Annotated in this window: 21 protein-coding genes and 1 pseudogene; 17 read left to right on the top strand and 5 right to left on the bottom strand. The window is 67.9% G+C overall.

Annotated features, from left to right (window positions below; all coding sequences use genetic code 11):
- A complete protein-coding gene (locus ACQPWU_RS30840; RefSeq protein WP_433427706.1) occupies positions 1–213 on the top strand; it encodes a universal stress protein in 213 nt (70 codons plus the stop codon).
- A gap of 349 nt (positions 214–562) precedes the next feature.
- Here the strand turns inward: ACQPWU_RS30840 and ACQPWU_RS30835 are convergent, their stop codons facing one another.
- Entirely contained in the window at positions 563–979 is a 417-nt protein-coding gene (locus ACQPWU_RS30835) for an Hsp20/alpha crystallin family protein (RefSeq protein WP_433427703.1), read from the bottom strand.
- A 383-nt stretch (positions 980–1362) separates the two neighbouring features.
- On the opposite strand from ACQPWU_RS30835, the gene ACQPWU_RS30830 reads away from it, so the two are divergent.
- Together ACQPWU_RS30830 and ACQPWU_RS30825 are read left to right on the top strand one after the other, a co-directional pair.
- Positions 1363–1710, top strand: a complete 348-nt coding sequence (locus ACQPWU_RS30830) for a cation-transporting P-type ATPase (RefSeq protein ID WP_433427701.1) — start codon at positions 1363–1365, stop codon at positions 1708–1710.
- Complete coding sequence (locus tag ACQPWU_RS30825) at positions 1668–1835, top strand: hypothetical protein (protein ID WP_433427698.1); 168 nt, start codon at positions 1668–1670, stop codon at positions 1833–1835. Before ACQPWU_RS30830 ends, ACQPWU_RS30825 begins: the two co-directional genes overlap by 43 nt.
- 32 nt (positions 1836–1867) lie before the next feature.
- Here ACQPWU_RS30825 and ACQPWU_RS30820 read toward each other — a convergent pair whose 3' ends face one another.
- The gene (locus ACQPWU_RS30820; RefSeq protein WP_433427696.1) at positions 1868–2476 is read right to left on the bottom strand and encodes an Rv1733c family protein; all 609 of its coding nucleotides are present in this window, start codon (positions 2474–2476) and stop codon (positions 1868–1870) included.
- 430 nt (positions 2477–2906) lie between these two features.
- Between ACQPWU_RS30820 and ACQPWU_RS30815 the strand changes: the two genes are divergently transcribed.
- Both ACQPWU_RS30815 and ACQPWU_RS30810 read left to right on the top strand, forming a co-directional pair.
- Positions 2907–3755: a universal stress protein gene (locus tag ACQPWU_RS30815; protein ID WP_433427693.1), complete on the top strand. Its 849-nt coding sequence runs from the start codon at positions 2907–2909 to the stop codon at positions 3753–3755.
- Positions 3658–4134 carry a phosphoribosyltransferase family protein gene (locus ACQPWU_RS30810; RefSeq protein WP_433427691.1) on the top strand — a complete coding sequence of 159 codons (477 nt, stop codon included), beginning with the start codon at positions 3658–3660 and terminating at the stop codon, positions 4132–4134. Before ACQPWU_RS30815 ends, ACQPWU_RS30810 begins: the two co-directional genes overlap by 98 nt.
- 20 nt (positions 4135–4154) lie before the next feature.
- Here ACQPWU_RS30810 and ACQPWU_RS30805 read toward each other — a convergent pair whose 3' ends face one another.
- Together ACQPWU_RS30805 and ACQPWU_RS30800 are read right to left on the bottom strand one after the other, a co-directional pair.
- Positions 4155–4853, bottom strand: a complete 699-nt coding sequence (locus tag ACQPWU_RS30805) for a DUF305 domain-containing protein (protein ID WP_433427688.1) — start codon at positions 4851–4853, stop codon at positions 4155–4157.
- Positions 4854–5100: 247 nt separating this feature from the next.
- A complete protein-coding gene (locus ACQPWU_RS30800; RefSeq protein WP_433427686.1) occupies positions 5101–5385 on the bottom strand; it encodes a hypothetical protein in 285 nt (94 codons plus the stop codon).
- A 264-nt stretch (positions 5386–5649) separates the two neighbouring features.
- Here ACQPWU_RS30800 and ACQPWU_RS30795 point away from each other — a divergent pair, with 264 nt between their 5' ends.
- Entirely contained in the window at positions 5650–6183 is a 534-nt protein-coding gene (locus ACQPWU_RS30795) for a CBS domain-containing protein (protein ID WP_433427684.1), read from the top strand.
- Between the two features lie 120 nt (positions 6184–6303).
- Positions 6304–6927, top strand: a complete 624-nt coding sequence (locus tag ACQPWU_RS30790; RefSeq protein WP_433427682.1) for a V-type ATP synthase subunit D — start codon at positions 6304–6306, stop codon at positions 6925–6927.
- Positions 6928–6961: 34 nt separating this feature from the next.
- On the opposite strand, the gene ACQPWU_RS30785 is transcribed toward ACQPWU_RS30790, so the two are convergent.
- Positions 6962–7369, bottom strand: a complete 408-nt coding sequence (locus ACQPWU_RS30785; RefSeq protein ID WP_433427679.1) for a pyridoxamine 5'-phosphate oxidase family protein — start codon at positions 7367–7369, stop codon at positions 6962–6964.
- 143 nt (positions 7370–7512) lie between these two features.
- On the opposite strand from ACQPWU_RS30785, the gene ppk2 reads away from it, so the two are divergent.
- The 10 genes and pseudogenes from ppk2 to ACQPWU_RS30735 all read left to right on the top strand — a co-directional run bounded on the left by ppk2 (position 7513) and on the right by ACQPWU_RS30735 (position 18828).
- Entirely contained in the window at positions 7513–8307 is a 795-nt protein-coding gene (gene ppk2 / locus ACQPWU_RS30780; RefSeq protein ID WP_433427676.1) for a polyphosphate kinase 2, read from the top strand.
- A 203-nt stretch (positions 8308–8510) separates the two neighbouring features.
- Positions 8511–9488: an Acg family FMN-binding oxidoreductase gene (locus tag ACQPWU_RS30775; RefSeq protein WP_433427673.1), complete on the top strand. Its 978-nt coding sequence runs from the start codon at positions 8511–8513 to the stop codon at positions 9486–9488.
- A gap of 179 nt (positions 9489–9667) precedes the next feature.
- On the top strand, positions 9668–11059 hold the full coding sequence (locus ACQPWU_RS30770; protein WP_433427671.1) for a WS/DGAT/MGAT family O-acyltransferase: 1392 nt from the start codon (positions 9668–9670) through the stop codon (positions 11057–11059).
- Complete coding sequence (locus ACQPWU_RS30765) at positions 11056–11301, top strand: hypothetical protein (RefSeq protein WP_433427668.1); 246 nt, start codon at positions 11056–11058, stop codon at positions 11299–11301. The genes ACQPWU_RS30770 and ACQPWU_RS30765 overlap by 4 nt, the downstream gene beginning before the upstream one ends.
- 259 nt (positions 11302–11560) lie before the next feature.
- A complete protein-coding gene (locus ACQPWU_RS30760) occupies positions 11561–12169 on the top strand; it encodes a hypothetical protein (RefSeq protein WP_433427667.1) in 609 nt (202 codons plus the stop codon).
- 187 nt (positions 12170–12356) lie between these two features.
- Positions 12357–12746: a cupin gene (locus ACQPWU_RS30755; RefSeq protein WP_433445328.1), complete on the top strand. Its 390-nt coding sequence runs from the start codon at positions 12357–12359 to the stop codon at positions 12744–12746.
- Positions 12747–12789: 43 nt separating this feature from the next.
- A pseudogene (locus ACQPWU_RS30750) lies at positions 12790–14048 on the top strand (IS701 family transposase).
- Between the two features lie 171 nt (positions 14049–14219).
- Positions 14220–14720: a hypothetical protein gene (locus ACQPWU_RS30745; RefSeq protein WP_433427664.1), complete on the top strand. Its 501-nt coding sequence runs from the start codon at positions 14220–14222 to the stop codon at positions 14718–14720.
- 296 nt (positions 14721–15016) lie between these two features.
- A complete protein-coding gene (locus ACQPWU_RS30740) occupies positions 15017–16621 on the top strand; it encodes a phospholipase A2 (RefSeq protein ID WP_433427661.1) in 1605 nt (534 codons plus the stop codon).
- Between the two features lie 146 nt (positions 16622–16767).
- Positions 16768–18828, top strand: coding sequence for a S8 family serine peptidase (locus ACQPWU_RS30735; RefSeq protein ID WP_433427658.1), 2061 nt, complete (start codon positions 16768–16770; stop codon positions 18826–18828).
- The last annotated feature ends 57 nt before the right edge of the window (positions 18829–18885 follow it).

Genomic DNA, 18885 nt, shown 5'->3' with positions numbered 1-18885 from the left:
ATGTCTGAGCCGGTCATCGTAGGTGTGGACGGTTCGCGGGGAGCGCTGGCCGCGGCGCTGTGCGAGACCTCCGCCCGTGCCGACCTGATCGTCGTGGGGTCACAGGGCCGGGGAGTGATCCGCTCGGCCGTGCTCGGCTCGGTCAGCCACGGTGTCCTGCACTACGCATCCTGCCCAGTCGCCGTCGCACGGCCGCGTATCCGAACCGACTGAAGGCATGCAACAGACCATCGAAAGTCGGACATGCCAGAACACAGTTCCCCGGGCGACACGACAACTTCATGTTGCCCCCGTGGATGTCGGAAGAGCCACGTTGGGCTTTGAGCCGGGAAACAACCTGATCGCCGGCTTTGCTGTGTCTGCTCGGAGCCGTAAGACGTGACAAAGACCTGTGAGGCGTTCTCCCTTCGCCGGTATTGCGACCTCTCGTACGACGCGAGGTGTGCGCTGGGCGGTGGTGATGATCTGGCTTCATACGCACCAGCTCATGGGATCGGTTGATCTGCTCATGCCACGGCACCGGACCTCCTCGCGGGTCCGGTGCCGCCGACGCCGCGGTCGGTTACTTCTCGATGGCGATCCGCTTGGCCTCCTTCTTGGCGCTCTCGGGCATCGGGACCGTGATCGTCAGGATGCCCTTGTCGTAGGTCGCCTTGATGTCGTCGGCCGTGACGCCTTCGGGCAGGGTCAGCGACCGGGACAGCGAGCCGTAACGGGACTCCGAGCGGTGCGCCTCCTTCCGTTCCTCGTGCCGTTCGGCGTGCAGGCGCAGCACACCGCCGGAGACGGTGATCTCGACGTCCTTTTCGGGGTCCATACCGGGCAGTTCGGCGCGGATGACGTATTTACCGTTGTCGATGTAGTCCTCGATTCGGATGGTGCCTTCCGCTGTCCGCAGCATGCCCCAGGGCGACTCCAGCAACTCGAACAGGTCAGGGAACAGGGTGCGTGACCCCCAGCGCTCCAAAGCACCCATCATGACCTCCTGCGTGTCGGATGTTCCTTCCCATCCAGCTCACCCCTCCCTAATCCGGGGATGAAGAGGCATAATTCCCTTCCTGCGAGGACCTTCGTCCATCTCTTGGTTCACGAGGCCTCTGACATGTCAGAGATGCGCATTGATTCGATCGTGGCCGGCAAGGCGGTGCCGTCACCGTCCAGCACCTGAACGGCCATCGGATCGAGACTCCTACCAGCCCGCCTCGGCCAGTGCCTCCACCAGTCGCACGCCCGGTCGGCCACACCGGTCGGCCAGGGCCCGAAACGCGTCAAAGGGACGGTTCATACGGGGGGACCTGTACGTTTTCCCGGTCGCGAACGCACGTTCGGTGGTCGAAGGCCACCACGGACGCCCTGTCCGGATTGCCCGACGAGGAGGCCGTACGGCTGCTTGCCGAGCACGGCCGCAACGAGCTGCCCGAGCATAGGCGGCCCTCTCTGCCGTTGCGGGCCGCGCGCCGGTTGGCCGACCCGCGGTCGATCCTGCTGCTGATCGCCGGGTTGGTCACGCTGGTGGTGCTGGGTGAGGTGCCGGAAGGGGCGGCGATCCTGGCCATCCTGGCGGTGAACGTGGTCATCGGGGTGAGCCAGGAGGTCAGGGCCGATCAGGCGGTACGCGCGCTGCGGACGCTGACCGCACCCATGGCAAAGGTCTGCCGGGGGGCATCGTGCGCCGCATCCCGGCGGCCGAAGTGGTTCCCGGCGACGTGATCCAGGTGGCGGCAGGCGATCGCGTTCCGGCCGATGCGCGGGTGGTTGAGGCCGCCTCGCCGGCGGTCAACGAGGTGGTGTTGACGGGAGAGTCGCGGTCGGCGGGCAAGCGGATGTGCCCATGAGCCGGCTCATGCAGCAGGAGCGGCGGGGCGGTCTACGACAAGCGTCGCCACCGCCCGCACGCCTTGGCCCAGGATGCGTCCCATGCGGCGTACCGTCCTCTGTCCAGCAACCACGTGAAGCCCCGGAAGCCCAACATCAGCGTGGTGGCCGCTCCAGCGATGACCAGGAGCGTCGTGGTCACAGCGCCCGCCAGTGTTTCCGCGTGACTCGCCGGCGATCTGGTCAGCTCGCCCCGGCCGTCGATCCACACTTTCACGGACGTACCCGCTTTCGCGCCGGTGGGCACCGCCACTCGGCCCATCTTCTGCTCGCCGGACGGTGTCACCCACCGCGCGGCAGCGTGTGATTCTGGCGCCGTGTCATTGTCATTGCCGCCGACAGGAACGGTGTCCGGCGCGTCCTGCACAAGGGTCGCTGTCACCTGCTGGCGGATGCCGGGACCGGCTCGCTCGGCCTGCAGGCCGTTCTCGTAGGCCAGCCGCCCCATGACGACGGCGGGCCAGACGCTGAACAGCAGCAGAATCAACGTGGCGGCCACGCCTGCCGCCTCCAGCCGGTCGGAGCGACGGCGCAGTGGATTCCGCCCCAGCCAGTACCGTCGCACACGAAGTGCCACCCACTGAGTCGCGAGTCCCATCATGCACCTCCCTCCTCATCACTCTGCGGCGATGACAGCGGGGCACGACAGGGGCATATGGCCCGGCCGCTGTGGGGCCTTGGACCTCTTCTCACGGGGCGATCGTCTCGGCCGAAGAGGTCGTCCCGCCTGCTGAGGCCAGGCGGGGAGCAGCGCGCGATCAGCCTGTTGTGCGCCCACCGTGGCGCGCTCGACCGGCTCGCCATGATTCTGTCCGAAGAGGAGTCCGTCGATGAGGTGTTGCGGGACGAGCGCTTGGCACTTCCTTCAGAGAGGCGCCTCGACACCAGTTCGCTTGGCCGGGCTCTTGGGAAAGGGTGCTGATCAGGGCGTGACCACAGCGCAGTCTTGAGGGCCTTTGCCGTGGCTTTGCCGCGTTTCGGGCAGGAGGTTCGCACAGGAAGGCTCTGGACGGCTAGCGAAAGGCGCAACCATGAACGACGTCATCGTCGTGGGAACTGACGGTTCGCCGGGCGCCGACGCCGCCCTCGCGTGGGCAGCCGGGGACGCGGCACGCAAGGGGCTCCGGCTTGAGCTCGTGCACGTGATCGAACGCGGCACCTACGACCTTCCGCGTTATCCGGTCCCTGGCCTGCTGGAGACGCTCGGAGAGGCCGCCGAGGTGATGCTGGAGGAGAAGGTTCAGACTGTCATGGCCGGATGGCCCGGCGTCGAGGTCGCCACCAGGGTGGTGACCGGATCGGCGGTGGCGGACCTGCGGGCGCGGGCGGAGTCGGCCGCCGAGCTGGTGGTCGGCTCGCGCGGCCGGGGCGGGTTCGCGAGCGCGTTGCTCGGCTCGGTGAGCCTGGGAGTGGCGGGCCACGCGCACGGCACGGTCGTCGTGGTACGGGCGGTGGCGGCCGAACGCGGGCAGCTCGTGGTAGGCGTGGACGAGACCGATTCCTCCGAGCCCGCCCTGGCCCATGCCTTCGCCGAGGCGTCCCTGCGCCGAGCAGCGTTGCGCGCCGTCTACGCCTACGCTGTTCCCGTTCATGCGGTCTCGCTCAACTTGGACCGGCTACAACAAGCCCAGTACGAGTTCCTTCGCGATCGACTCGTCCCTTGGCAGGCCAAGCACCCCGAGGTCAATGTGATCGAGGACATCACTTCCGTTCATCCGGTGGCGGCGCTCACTGAGGCGTCCAGGGACGCGGACCTGGTCGTGGTGGGCAATCGGGGGCGCGGTGGCATGGTGTCCGCGGTGCTGGGCTCCGTCAGCCACGGTGTGCTGCACTACGCTCACTGCCCGGTCGCCGTTGTCCGCCGCCGAGGCGCACGATGAACTTCCTCGGACGCGGGCCTTCGACACGCCACCTCGCGGGCCGTACGTCATCGTGGTCGACGACGGGGTCGCCACGGGTGGCACCGCTCGTACCGCCTGCCAGGTGGCTCATGCGCGCGGGGCCTCGCGAGTGATCTTGGCGGTGCCTGTCGGAGCGCCGGACACGATCGCGAGTTTGCAGAAGGACGCCGACGAGGTGATCTGTTTGGAGACGCCTGCCGCTTTTTGGGCGATTGGCGCCTGGTATGTCGATCTCCCCAGACCACCGACGAGCAGGTGGGCGAACTGCTGCGGCGGGTCGCGCAGACCTGGCACGCGCCGGTACGCCTTGAGCAGGGCAATGGCGTGGCGTGGGTCAGAGCGCTGGCGGAGCTGTTGACCGCCATGTCGCAGGACTCCTCAGTCCATCATGTTGCCCGGCCCGTGTGGGCCCGGCCCGTGTGGGCCCGGCCCGTCCCACCTTCCACAGGGCCCGCCCCATTCACCGAACCAGTCGGCCAGGTAGCGGCGCATCTGGAACATCTCGGCGTGCTGGGCGTCGCGTACCTTGGCGGCGAAGTCGGCGACTTCGGGATGCTCGGCCCGCCGGGATGCCAGCAACCGCTGCGACATCATGATCGCCGCCATGTGGTGCGGAATCATGTCTTGCAGGAACGTCTCATCGAGCGCGTCGCCGGACAGCCTGGACAGGTCGCGCATCATCGGCCGGTAGTCGCGTGCCCCCGGATGCCCCGGATACCACTTGGCCAGCCAGTCCTTCATGGTGGCGATCTCGGCGTTTTGCGTCGTGACGATCGAGGCGCCCAGGGCGCGTATCTGGGGCCGGTTCGAGCGCTGAAGTTGCCGAGCTGCGGCGACTGCTTCTTCGTGGTGGGCCACCATGTGGGTCAGATAGTCGGCCTCGTCACTGACGTGTATGTTGTGCATCCAGCCGCACGGCCCCATGGGGCCCCAGTCGGTCGGTGGGGCGGTTGGCTGCTGCCAGGTGGCGGCCGGCGGCGACGTGGTGTCGGCCACGGCGCCGGCGATGCCGGTCACCGCCGCCGCGGTGGCCAGCGTCGCCCCGGCCGCGATCGCCGCTATTGCCGAAGGTTTCATGTCGGACTCCAGCGTCTTGTGTCGTCTGCCCTATCCCTGCAAGCCTGGGTGCGGCCAGCCTGGCAGGCCAGTGCCATGAGGCCCTGACCACCAGGACCAACGTCCCCCTCACGTGACGGCGGCTGATTACGCGGGGAACAGAGGTGCCTGAACCCTGGTGCGGCCACGGCTACGGCGGAGCCCAGGCCGTCTGGACCAGGGAACGTTCGGCGCGCACTACCCCGACGGTGCACCCCACGTCGCCCGATCAGAGCCAGGACCACCCGGGCGGGCGGTCCTGGTCGCCGCCCAGCAGTTCGTGCACCGTGGTCTGCAGAGCGTCGGCCAGGCGGAAGAGGGCTCCGGCGTCGGCCGTGTCGGGATTCTCCAAGAAGTCCAGGCAGTCGGCCAGCCCTGCGGTGACCAGGAACCCGCGCCCCGATGGCAGCTTGCGTGCGAAGAGGCTGAAGGTGGCCTGATCGGTCATGCTGTGGCGCAGATAGCTCTCGGCCATCTTGAGCTCGTACAGATCCGTCAGCAGTGCACCGCCCATGGCGCAAGTATCTGTCCAGCGATATGCGTGGACATCGGCCGATCGTCCTGCTCAGGTGGGTCGAAAGTCCCAGAAATGGCTTAAGCCTGTGCAATCACCCGCTGCGGCGACTGCGCTGACCAACGACCGCGACCACTTGGGACTTCCGGCTTTATGCCCTGTCTTCGCCTGGAGCTGTGATGAAAGCAACCGACAAGGAGGAGCGCGAGGACCGCGCCGGTACTCGCATCCTCGTGCAGAAGCCGGAAAGGAGCTGACCGGGCCATGCGTATGACCGTCGCGGACGTGATGACCAGCAAGGTCGTCTTCGTCACCGCCGCCACCTCGTTCAAGGACATCGCCGAAGCCCTCATTACCGGCGGCGTCAGCGCCGTCCCGGTGCTGGACGACGACGATCATGTGATCGGCATGGTGTCCGAGGCCGACCTGCTGCGCAAGGAGGAGTTCCGTGAGGAGTTCTATTGCGAGGGTTACCGGCCGCCGCTGCGCGCCCGGCTGCGCCACCCCAAGGGCCGCCGGAAGGCCGAGGGCGACACCGCCGCCGAGCTGATGACAAGGCGCGCAATCACCATCTTCCCGGATGCGTCGGCGGTCTCGGCCGCTCGACTCATGGACGCCCATGACGTCAAGCGGTTGGCGGTCGTGGACTACAACGGTCGCCTGCAGGGCATCGTCAGCCGCTGCGACCTGGTCAAGCTGTTCGTGCGAGGCGATGAGGTGATCGCCGCCGAGATCCGCGACGACATCCTCGACCGCGCTCTTGGTTTTCCGAACACACCTGCTGGCCCGGAGGCCTGACGAGGCCCGCACTCTGGAGGAGACCTTCGACCGGGCCTGGCAGGTGGTCTCCGCTCTGCCACGACACGAACTGTCGATGCTCAGCGAGGAAGCACTGGAATCCGGATACAGGGGGCAATCATGAGACTGCGGATCCCACCTGGCAGGGCGGGGCGGATGTGGCTCCGTCGCCGCCTGACCGCGGTCCGGCACGGACTTGACGTGCTTGACAGGAAGCTGTGGATATTGCGGCGGGAACAGGACCGGCTCACCCGTCATTCGGTACGTATCCAGGCGGACTGGTTCTCCGCATGTCGGGCCGCCGACGAATGGCTTCTCCGTGTGACCCGGCTTGGCGGCCAGCGCGCCGTGCGCCTGGCCGCTGACGACCGCCTCGCCGAAGTGCACGTGTACTGGGCCGACGCTGTGGGAACAAGCTATCCGGCCCGAGTCTCCTGCCTGCTCCCCGAACTCGACGCAGCGGCTCCACTCCCGATCACCACTGCTCTCGTTCCCGCCAGGCATGCCTACCAGGCCGCGTTGCGCGCCGGGCTGGAACACGCGATCGTCGCCGAGGCCGCACGGATCGTGTCAGCCGAGGCCGTCTCGACGAACCACAGGATCCGCGCCCTCAAAGATCGCCTCCTTCCCCTGCTGGAGGAGGCCCTAGCCTCCGTCGAACTGTCGCTGGTCGAGATGAAGAGAGCGGATATCGACCGTGTGCGCCGCATCATCGGCTCCAGAGCACAGCCGCCGAGCGGCTAAACCGCGCCTGCCGATTGAGGTCGGGGGACGCTGTTCAGTCGGCTATGCGGCGGCCGGACACCTGCTCGGCATCGACCACGATGTAGTGGTCCCGGCTGCCGGGCGCCGAGGCCGTCAACGGCAGTGCCGCCAGCCGGTCGAGTTCGGCCGGGTCGGTCACGGCCCGCGAGTATCCCACCGCGGTGACAGACCAGCCGGTACGTAGCTCGGGATCGAACTCATCGGCCTCGAAGGCCACCACGGCGCGCCGGGTGGCGGCGGCCAGCTTGGACCCGATCGAGGTCCGGATCACGATGGAGCGGCCGTCGAGATAGAAGTTGACCGGCTGTACGGCTGGCAGGGCATGTTCGGTGAACACGATGCGCCCGATCGGTGTCGTGGCCAGCAAGTCGAGGCACTCCTCCCGGGAGAGCGCCTGAAGTCCGGACGAATTGAGCTGCATACCCTCAACATCCATGTTTGGGCCCCACCTGCATTAGAGGCGAAAGTCCCGTCCTTCCTGCTGTTCATCACACAGTCGGATGTCTTGGTGGCGCCCGGTGGGCAGGCTGGGCGGATCCTGTTCGTGGGTGGGAGGGTTCTTCCATGACTACTGAGAGGCTGCGGCGCAAGCCGTACGAGAAGCGGCTGTTCCGGTTGCAGGCGGAGCTGGTGGAACTGCAGGAGTGGGTCAAGGCTGAGGGCCGGCGGGTGGTCGTGATTTTCGAGGGGAGGGACGCCGCGGGTAAAGGGGGCGCGATCAAGCGGGTGGCCGAGTACCTCAACCCGCGCGTGGCCAGGATTGTGGCGTTGCCCGCGCCTACCGAGCGGGAGCGGACGCAATGGTATTTCCAGCGGTACGTGGAGCATCTACCAGCCGCGGGGGAGATCGTGCTGTTCGACCGGAGCTGGTACAACCGGGCCGGGGTGGAGCGGGTGATGGGGTTCTGCACGCAGGAGGAGTACACGCGGTTCCTGCATCAGTGCCCGATCTTTGAGCGGTTGCTGGTGGAGGACGGGATCCTGCTGCGCAAGTACTGGTTCTCGGTGAGCGATGGCGAGCAGGAACGGCGTTTCCGGGCGCGGCTGGAGGATCCGATGCGGCGGTGGAAGCTGTCGGAGATGGATCTGGAGTCGATCACGCGGTGGGAGGAATACTCGCGGGCCAAGGACGAGATGATGATCCACACGCATGTTCCCGAGGCGCCGTGGTACGAGGTGGAGAGCGAGGACAAGCGGCGGGCCCGGATCAACATGATCTCGCATCTGCTGTCCACGATCCCGTACCGGGAAGTGCAGCGTGCACCGCTGGAGATCCCGCCGCGGCCCGCTTCCAGCGGTTACCGGCGGCCGCCGCGGGTGGAGACGCTCGTGCCCGACGTGACCGGAGGGCTTTCGTGACGGTCGTCTGACGCGCTCCGGGCCACCCAGGCTGCGTGGCCCGCATGTGTCTGGAGACGACTCGCGCCACTACGCAGTGCGTGCCCTGCAGGCGGTTTCCACAGCAGAGGGCCGACGGCCCTGGCGGCGCGGGACCTTTGGCCCTGACCGGAACCGTCCCAGGCGTGATGCGCTGGAGGCATGGCCCCGCGGAGGTGATGGTCATGGCCGTTCTTTCGGCGAAAAACGCGCTCGATGCCGCGGTGGAGGCCGCGCGCTGGGCGCCGTCCACGCACAACACGCAGCCCTGGACCTTCTCGGTATCCAGGGAGGAGATCAGCCTGCGGGCCGACACGGACAGGAAGCTGCGCATCGGCGACGCCGCGGGCCGTGAACTGCTGATCAGCTGCGGCGCTGCCCTGTTCAACATGCGTACGGCGATGCGGTGCGAGGGCTTCGAGCCTGAGGTGCGTACCCTGCCGGACCCGGACCGCCCGTCGTTGCTCGCCACGCTCCGGCCGGGCACCGAAGTGCAGCCCGACGAGTCCATCCGGGCTCTTGGTGGCGAGATCGAACGCCGCCGCACCCACAGGGCGGGCTTCGCCGACGTGCCGGTGCCGGACAGACTGATCGAGCGGCTGGTCCACGCGGCCACGGAGGAGGGCGCCAAGCTGACACCCGTCCGCTCCCCGGAGGCGGTCAGGATCATCGCCGCGCTCACTCAGGCCGCGCAGGGAGTGCAGGCGCAGGACCAGCGCTTCAGCCTGGAGGTGATCCGCTGGGGGCGGCCACCCGGCAGCAGCCGCAAGGACGGAGTGCCCGCCGAGGGCTACCCGCGCCAGGCGGCGCGTACCGACCCGGACTTCCCGCAGCGTGACTACACCTGGCAACACGACTGGGGCAGCCAGGCCGATCAGCGAGCTGCGACGTCTGTCGGGGTCGTGGCGCTGCTCACCACGCCGGGCGACAGCCGCCAGGAGTGGATCGACGCCGGGCAGGCGCTGCAACACGTACTGCTGCACGCCGCCGCGTACGGTGTGAGCGCCGCCTTCCACACGCAGGCGTTGGAGATCGGACTACTGCGCGAGTTCCTGCGGGGCGAACTCTGCTCGGGCGAATACCCACAGATGATCATGCGGCTCGGCGTCACCTTCGACGACAAGGACTCGGTCCGCCGTCCCCTGTCCGAGGTCATGGACTGAGGATCAGGTCGCGCCGACATGGCGCACAGGCCGGCGGGGAATCGATCAGGCTGTGACCGAGCGTCTGGGGAGGGGCGGCGTGCATGTACGACTCCATGCCGCGTGCTCGACCCCGACAAGTTCTCATCGAGCGCCTCGCCGGCGGTCGCCTGCACAGAGAGCCAGCCTGAGGTGGAGACATGCGGCAGCTCAGCGCCCTGGACGCGCAGTTCCTCAACTTCGAGACCGCCACCAACATCGCGAACGTCGGCGGACTGGCCGTACTCGGCAAGGACCTGTCCAGGGAGAAGATCCAGCACAGGCTGGCGGAACGTATGGCTGGAGTGCCGCAGCTACGGCGGCGCCTGGTCCGCGTACCCTTCGGCCTCGACCACCCGTACTGGGCCGACGACAGCGAGATCGACCTGGACTATCACGTCCGGGAGCTCACTCTGCCGCCTCCTGGTGACGACATGCAGCTGGGCGAACAGGTGGCCCGACTGCACGAGCAGCGGCTGGACCGAGCCCGTCCATTGTGGGAGATGTACCTGATCCACGGACTGGCCGACGGCCGCTGCGGCATCTACGCCAAGGTTCACCACGCCGCCGTCGATGGGCTGACGGGGGCGGAGGTGCTCGCCGCGCTCATGGATCCCGTCCCCGAAGTGGCCGCGCGCAGGCCCGAAGCCCCTCCGGGGCTGTTGCACATGCTGGCCAGGAGCGCCTGGCACCTCGCGGCGAACCCCGCACACTTGCTGCGGTTCGCAGGTGAGGCCCTGCCGGTGCTGGACCAGCTCCCCGTCGTCTCCCGGCTGCCCGGCGCGGGCGGCATCGCGCGGCTGATCCGGCGCGAACCCCTGCCTGAGCTGCCGGACATGGCGGCTCCGCACACCCCGTTCAGCGGTCCGGTCTCCTCCCGCCGCCGTTACGCCTTCGCCGAGCTGCCGTTGAAGGAGATCAAGCGGGTCAAGAACGCCTTCGGCGTCACGGTGAACGACGTCGTGATGACGCTGGCCGCCTCCGCGTTGCGCCGCTGGCTGATGGCTCACAGAGCGTTGCCGGAGATTCCCCTGGTCGCGGGCGTGCCGTTCTCACTGCGCGGGCGGGAGGGGACGAACGAGGGCAACCAGGTCACCATGATGATCACACAGTTGCCCACGAACGTGGACGATGCCGGTCGGCGGCTTGAACTCGTGAGCGAGGCGATGCGGCAGATCAAGGCACGGTTCGCGCTGACGCCGGCGCGCTTGCTTCGTGACCTGAGCGAGAGTATGCCCGCCGCGCTGAACGGGCTGGCGGACCGTGCCGCGCTCGAGCTGGTGGGACGGACGGCGCCGCCCATCAACGTGGTCGTCACCAACGTCCCCGGGCCCCAGTTCCCGCTGCGGATCGCCGGGGCCAGGATGCTCGCTCATTACCCGGTGTCCGTGGTCACCGACGCGAGTGGCGGCCTGAACATCACGGCCTTCTCCTACAACGGCCGCCTCGACGTCGGGATCATCGCCTGCGGGGAACTGGTCTCCGATGTGTGGGCCTTCCCTGGCTATCTCCGCGAGGCTCTGGACGAGCTCAATCCGCGGAGAGCAGGATGAAGCCGAGTTGCCGGTCGTCGGCTGTCGGGTTCGCTCGCGAGGACGCGCAGGTGGTGGCGGAGACGGCCGGCGACCTGGACGTGTACCGGTCGGTGAGAGCGGAGGTGCTCCTGCTCGGCGGTACGCGCAGCCCGGCCCACCTGCGGTCCGCGCTCACCGCGTTGGAGCGCGTCCTGCCCCGTGCCCGGCGGGTGGCCCTGAAGGGCCTCGACCACAGCGCCACCTCCAACGCCTTGACCTGAACGCCCGACTGAGCATCAAGCATCTCGGCTCGCCGGGCGCCAGTTCGTGACCCCAGCCGCCCGGCTACGGAGCGCCCGCGAACTCGGCCGCCTCGATCTCGTGTCAAGTGAGGCCGCAACTTCCGGCCTACTTCGCACGTCGTACATCGCCTGCCCGCTACATCCGGCGCGGTAACTGGGACAGTCTTCCCTCGGTCGATGACGGCTGGGAGCCCCGCTCGGCATCATCGTCACTGCCTCCTTCGGAAAGGACATCTCGATGCTGTTCATTGAGCTCCTGGTACCCATGGGCGTCTTTGACGAGCACGAACGCCGCCGGCTCGCCGGCCGGCTGTCGGGGCGGCGGCTGCTGTCGGCCGCCGACGGCCAACAGGCCGCCGACCCCGGAGTGATCGACCTGCTCGACTCCCTGACCCAGGTCGTGGTGCGCGAGGAGGAGATCTGGATGGCAGGCGGGAGGCCGCCGGCTCCCGCCCACGGGCCCCGGTATGTCGTGAACGTGATCGCCGGCATGTGGGGCAGAGAAATGAGTGAGCACCTCATCGCCCGCATCACCGCGGAACTGGCCGAGGCGGAAGGCAACCCCGAGCCGCGCGCCGTGGTGCACGTGATCAGTCTTCCCGAGGGAAGCTATGGCCTGAACGGGCAGGCCCAGCGCTCCGCTGACGTGCTTCAGCTGATCGAGCTGGCCAAGACCGGGCCCGTGGCGCCAGTCCCGGACGGCATGGTGATCGATCCCGTCTGTGGCGCGACCGTGCCGAGCGCTGACGCCGTCACCCTGAAACACGACGGGCAGACCTACGGCTTCTGCTGCACCCACTGCCGCGGCCACTACGCCAAACAGCTGGGCGAGGCGGAGGCGTCCTGATGGCGACGAAGCCGTTGACCACGCGCTGCGCCTGCTGCGGGCGGGCGTGCCGGTCGTGCCGCACCAGTGGCGCGGCACGTTCCATGGGTCGCAGCGGCGTGCCATGGCCGGGTGAGGTGGCCGCGGCCGGCCATCCCCATGCGACAACCGGCCAGATGAAAGATCACCGTAGGAAGGTCGTTTGGGCATGACTGTTACTCCGATTGATCTCTTGGCGTCTTTTCTCCACCTGCACCAAGGCGGCGAGATTCACGCCGGGAAGAGACCTTTGGACTTCGGCCAGGACGGCTGGCAGGTGGTGGCTTTCCATGCGAAGAGCGACGCCGACGTCCGCGCCGACCATTGGGAGGTTCATCCTGAGGCCGAGGAGGTCGTGTCCTGTCTCATCGGGAAGATACGCCTCTACCTGCGTCCGGAGCGGCCGGGTCAACAGGAGGAAGAGATCAGGCTGATGGCCGGAACCGCTGCCATCGTCCCGCGCGGGCGATGGCACCGCATCGAGCTGGACATCCCCAGCAACATCATGGCCGTCACCCTGCCGCGTGGCAGCCGGCTGGAGAAGCGGACCGAATCCTAGTAGTACTTTGTTAGTTCGGGATCTTGTGTGAGATGATTTTTGTGTGACTCCGGCTGAGCTGGCTGAGGTTCGAGGCCGTCTTGAGGACTTCGCGGGTGAGGTGTTCACTTCCTTCGCGCGTCGGGAACAGCGGTCCAACGGCGGGCTGTACCTGCGTGGGCTGATGCTGGATGGGCGGCGCAAATCGATGGTTCCGATGGCTGAGCGGTTGGGGGTGGATCACCAGCGGCTGCAGCAGTTCATCACCTCCTCGACCTGGGACTATGCGGCGGTGCGCAGGCGTCTGGCACAGCGCGCGGTCAGCGTGGTGGCGCCGCAGGCGTGGGTGCTGGACGACACTGGCCACCTCAAGGACGGCGATGCCTCGCCGGGGGTGGCCCGGCAGTACACCGGCACCGCGGGAAAGGTGACCAACTGCCAGATCGCGGTCAGCGTGCACGCGGTTACCGATACGTGCTCGGCGGCGCTGAACTGGCGGTTGTTCCTACCTGAGCGATGGGACGACGCGCTGGCCGAGGATGCAGCCCAGGCCGCGGCGATCGCCGGGCGGCGGCGGCGCTGCGGCATCCCTGACGATCAGCGGCACCGTCCCAAGTGGCAGCAGGCGCTGGACATGCTCGATGAGCTGGCCGCCTGGGGGCAGGTGCCGCCGCTGGTGGTGGCCGATGCCGGATACGGCGATGTGACCGCGCTCCGGCTCGGCCTGACCGGGCGCGACCTGCCGTACGTGGTCGCCCTCAAGGGCACCACCAGCGCGTATCCCGCCGATGTCGTCCCCGAGACGGTGCCTACTCCGGTAACGGCCGCCGTCCGGTGGCCAAATACCGCAGCGCGCCCTCCAGCCTGCGCGAGCTGGCCCTGGCCGCCGGACGCAGCAGTCTGCGCCGGGTGAGCTGGCGGCAGGGCACCAAGAAGAGCAAGGGCAACCCGACCGCTACGATGCGCTCACGCTTCCTCGTGCTGCGGGTGCGGCCCGCCAACAGCGGCATCGCCCGAGACAGTGACGGGCATCTGCCCGAATGCTGGCTTCTGGCCGAATGGCCACCTGGTGAGCCCGAGCCCACCGATTACTGGCTGTCCACCCTTCCGCCAGACATCCGGCTGCGGGAACTGGTGCGCCTGGCGAAGATCCGCTGGCGGATCGAGCACGACTACCGCGAGCTCAAGACCGGCCTGGGCCTGACCCACTTCGAGGGCCGCTCCTTCACCGGCTGGCACCGGCACGTCACCCTGGCTTCGGCCGCCCATCTGTTCCTCACCGAACTCCGGCTGTCCATCCCAAAAGCGACTGGGGCGGCCTGACCTTCTACAAGATCTTGCACATGCTCCAGGTGCTGTTAGCCACCTGGGCCGGCCGATGCCCCACCTGTCATCAACGACCACCATGACGAACTAACAAAGTACTACTAGGCCAAACCCCTCAAACCCGGTCCTTCGGCTCGGCCCCGTGCCCGGTCACGACGAGAGAGAGCGATGAACGCCACCGACCTTGCCAAGGCAAGGGACCAGTCCGCACCACCACCGGATGCCGATTCCACAGCGGAACAGAGCATGGCAGGGCTGCTGCGCCCTCATGTCTGGAGCTTCGCCGCCATTGTGATCCTGCAGGTCATCGGCGCTATCGCGGGCCTTGCGCCGCTGCTGGCGGTCGTCGAATTGGGTCGTACTCTGTTGTCGCACGGCCCGATCGATCACGGTCATGTCTGGATCGTCGTGTTCGCGGGAGCGGCCGGCTTGTTCGTCCGGCTGGTGTTCACGGCCGCATCGTCCGGACTCGGGCATCTTCTCGACGGCCAGGCGCAACTGTCGTTCCGCCGGCAACTGGCCGCGGCTGGGGCACGTACCGATCGGCTGGTTCTCCAGGCGCCGGACCGGCGAGCTGGCAATGGTGGTGGGGACGACGAGCTGCTGCGCCCTGGTGGCCGCTACGCCGATTTCTGGAACATTTCCATGGCACCCGTGGCGAGTGAATGAGTCGGTATGTTGTTGGAGCCCCGCCTCATCGGCGGACGCCAATGACCGAATACGCTTTCATGCCATGCCGCCGAGACATTATTCCCGGCGGCTCCACATTATCGCCATAAATTCGCCACAGCTCTCCGTGTGGCTCACCGACCTGCGTGAACGCATAAATAGATTGCATCAGAGGTACAGCTTCGTAAGCGATTTGAACACCGTGCCGTGAAATTGTCCAGATCTTGCTGAGTGATTTACCAGCACTTACTCTCCAGGTGATCAAATCACTTCCTCTCTTTGCCTGGAGGCACCACTTGCGCCGATTAGCGCTCCCCGCCGCCCTCACGGCGATGCTCCTCCCCTTTCTCGCCCCAGAGGTCTCCGCCTCCGCGCTCGCCGACCCGCCGCCGGCCGACGTTCAGGAGATCGGCCCCGGCCAGTACTCCTCCGACACCAAAACCTTCAAGCTCACCGAGTTGGACGTGTCCGCGGGCGCGATCAGCCGCAGGCACGGCGTGGCTCTGACCGGCGGTGATCTCGCCCGGCCGCAGTCGGCCCCGGCCACCCGCCCCGAGCTGGGCGTCTTCGGGCCGGGCTGGCAGGCCGAGTTCGCCGGAGGGCAGATCAACCGGAAACTGGAGAACCAGAACGGCACCATCGTCGTCACGGAGCTCGACGACGGGACGTCGACCAGCTACCCCCTGAAGAGCAGCGTCTCCTTCCCCGACGGTGGCGGCGTCCAGACGTACCAGGCCGACAACGGATCCAAGATCACCGAAACCACCAAGTGGGACGCGAACATCGGAGCGATGCGTACCACGACGATCGAGACGCTCGTGTTGGATCCGGGCCCCGTGGAGGCGGGCGACGACACCTTCACCAACGCCGACGGCACCCCCGTCAGCACCGGCGACCTCCAGCTCACCTACACCTGGGCCCGGCCTGCCGGGGCACCGAGCGCCGACCCCTGGCGGGTGACCAGCGTGGGCAGCGTCGCCTTCGGCAAGTCCACGATCGCCTATGACGCCCAGGGCCGGGTCAGCACCGTCGGGGAACCGGCAGGTGCCGAAACCCCCCAGACCATCACCAGGTTCACCTACGCGACGACCACCACGGCCACCGGCACGTCCTCAGGCGACTTCGCGGGACGGCTCAAGGAGATCACGGTCGCCTACGGAACCGAGACGCCGCAGACCGAGGCCAGCTACGCCTACGACACGAACGGCCTGCTGCGCACCGTAAGCGATCCCAGCGTCGGCGCTGTCCAGGGGACCTACACCTACGACCCGGTGGGGCGCCTGTCGTCGATCGAGTCTGCCAGCAACGGCGGCTGGCAGCTCACCTTCCCGGCGGGCGTCGCGGCTCCCCAGGTGACCGCCACCGGCACCGCGCCGGCCAACGGCGGACAGACCGAGGGCGCGGCCGGGCTCGACGACCCCGACGCGACAGAGCCGCCGGCCAGTGACTTCCTGCCGGACGGCCTGGACCCGCCACAGTCCTACCCCGCCAAGTGCAACACGGCCGTGACCTGGATGTGGTACACGAAGTCGGGCTGCTCGGCCTGGGCATTCCACGGCGGCAAATGGCGGAAGCCCGACTGGAAACGGACCGCCAGCGGCTTCAAGGTCAGGGGTATCTACTACGACCACTGCACGAGTTCTCCGGACAAGCCTCATAACTTCGATATGCGGCCGGCCTGTGACTCCCACGACTACGGGTACGGCCTGATAGCCAACCGGAAGAAGCACTACAAGTACTACCTCGACAACACCCGTACGCGAAAGCTTGACGTGGACAACCGGTTCTACATCACCATGCGCGACAAGGTGTGCGGCGGCTACTTCATCCTGTTCCGGCCCGACTGCAGGGCATGGGCATGGACGTATTACCAGTTCGTCAAAAAGTACGGCAATCCCTGAGAACGGCGCGAGTCCCGACGTGACACCTGAGCTCTGACCTTTTCGGGGACTTCCCTCGGCCGGATGGCGGCTTCGGCCGCCGTCCGGCCACCCCCTCATGCCGGCGTCGTTTCCCTGCACCTCCTTCATGTAAGGCGCGGTACGTCATGAAATTACGAGTCTTATCCAGTGTCTTCGTGGCGCTCGCGGCCACGGCGATCGCGACCGGGCCGGCCCACGCGGCAGCGGCCCCTACGGCGGCTCCTACAGCGGCCACTTCGGCCGCACAGCAGGCCACTTCGGCGACCCCCTGGATCGAGCCGAAGCTGAGCGAGCGGGTGGCCGCCGCGGGCAAGATCAGAGTGAACGTGGTCAGCAAGACCCGCGCCGACCTGCCGGACGCGGCCGCCAGCGGCCAGGTCGTCCAGCAACTGTCCCGCTTCCCCCTGGTCACCCTGCACGTCGACCAGGCCGGGCTGGACCGGCTGGCCAAGCTGCCCAGCGTGGTGAGCGTGACCGAGGACCGGCCGGTGCGGCCGGTGCTGGCCGAGAGCATCCCGCTCATCGGCGCGGACAAGACCAGGGCCGCGGGCAAGACGGGCGCCGGCAGCGTGGTGGCCGTGCTGGACACCGGCGTCGCGGTCAACCACCCCTTCCTCCAGGACCGGGTGCTGGAGGAGGCCTGCTTCTCCCCGATCGACGCCGACTACTCCGCCACCAGCCTGTGTCCCGACGGCACCGCCCAGCAGGAAGGGCCCGGCGCCGCCGACGCCGACCAGGGCCCCTGCGCCGACCCCGCGCTGGACTGCGACCACGGCACCCACGTGGCCGGCATCGCGGTCGGCAACGGCCAGGGCGTGACCGGCGCCCCGCCGGCCGGTGTCGCGCCCGGGGCCGAGCTGGTCGCCATCCAGGTGTTCAGCAAGTTCACCTCCGAAGACCTGTGCGGGGTGGGCGCCGCTCCGTGCGTGCTCAGCTTCACCAGCGCCCAGCTCGCCGGCCTGGAGAAAGTGCTGGAACTGAAGGAGGGAGGGGTGCCGCTGGTTGCCGCCAACCTCAGCCTGGGCGGAGGCCAGTACACCGCCGCCTGCGATGCCGACCCGCGCAAGACGGTCATCGACAGCCTGCGCACCGCCGGCGTGGCCACCGTGATCGCGGCCGGCAACGACGGCTACGGCGCCGCCGTGGCCGCCCCCGCCTGCGTGTCCTCGGCCATCACCGTCGGCGCCACCACCGACCAGGACGGCGTGGCCCCCTTCAGCAACCGCGGCGCGCTGCTGGACCTCTTCGCCCCCGGCGTGTCCATCGTCTCCTCCGTGCCCGGCAACAAATGGGCCTCCTTGAACGGCACCTCGATGGCCGCCCCGCACGTCACCGGCGCCCTGGCCGTGCTGCGCCAGGCAATGCCCGACGCCCCGCTGGCCCAGCTCGAAACCGCCTTGAAGACCACCGGCAAATCCATCGCCTACAGCGGCGTGACCACCCCCCGCATCCAGGTCGACGCCGCCGTACTGGGAAAGACCGCTGATCCCGGCGCCTGGCCCATCCCGTACTACGAGAACATGAAGGACACCGCGATCCCCGACCACGGCACCGTGACGTCCTCCATCCCGGTCACCGGTCTGCTGGGCACCGCGCCCGCCACCACCGAGGTGTACATCGACATCCACCACACCTGGCGCGGCGAACTGAAGATCGACCTGCTGGCCCCGGACGGCAAGGTCTATCCGCTGGTGGCCAACGATCCCAACGACAGCGCAGACATCATTCACGAGACCTTCCAAGTCAACGCCAGCGCGTCCCCGGCCAGCGGCACCTGGAAGCTGCGCGTGCAGGACGTCGAATGGCTCGACACCGGCTACATCGACGGCTGGTGGATCCGGCTGCCATGCTTCGGCAACTGGGACGACACCACCATCCCCGATCCCGGCGCCGCCGAATCCAGCATCGTCCTGGCCTGGATCAACGGCAACGCCCCCACCCGCACGCGGGTCCACGTCGAGATCGATCACACCTGGCGCGGCGACCTGAAGATCGACCTGATCGCGCCGGACGGCAAGGTGTACCCGCTGCGCGCCGCCGATGCCAAAGACGGCACCGACAACATCGACGAGAGCTACTGGGTGAACGCCAACGCCTCACCAGCCAGCGGCACCTGGAGACTCCGCGTGGAAGATCTCGCCAAGGGCGACACGGGCTTCATCAACGGATGGACCCTGACGCTGTAGAGGCACCCGCGGGACGGCTGCCCACGCCTGTCGCGGGCAGCCGGTCCGGCCGCCCCG

Origin of the sequence: Nonomuraea sp. CA-141351, from assembly GCF_050944675.1 — a bacterium.
Lineage (GTDB): Bacteria > Actinomycetota > Actinomycetes > Streptosporangiales > Streptosporangiaceae > Nonomuraea.
Note: the sequence above shows the minus strand (reverse complement) of the source record. Positions and strands in the feature narration are given on the sequence as shown.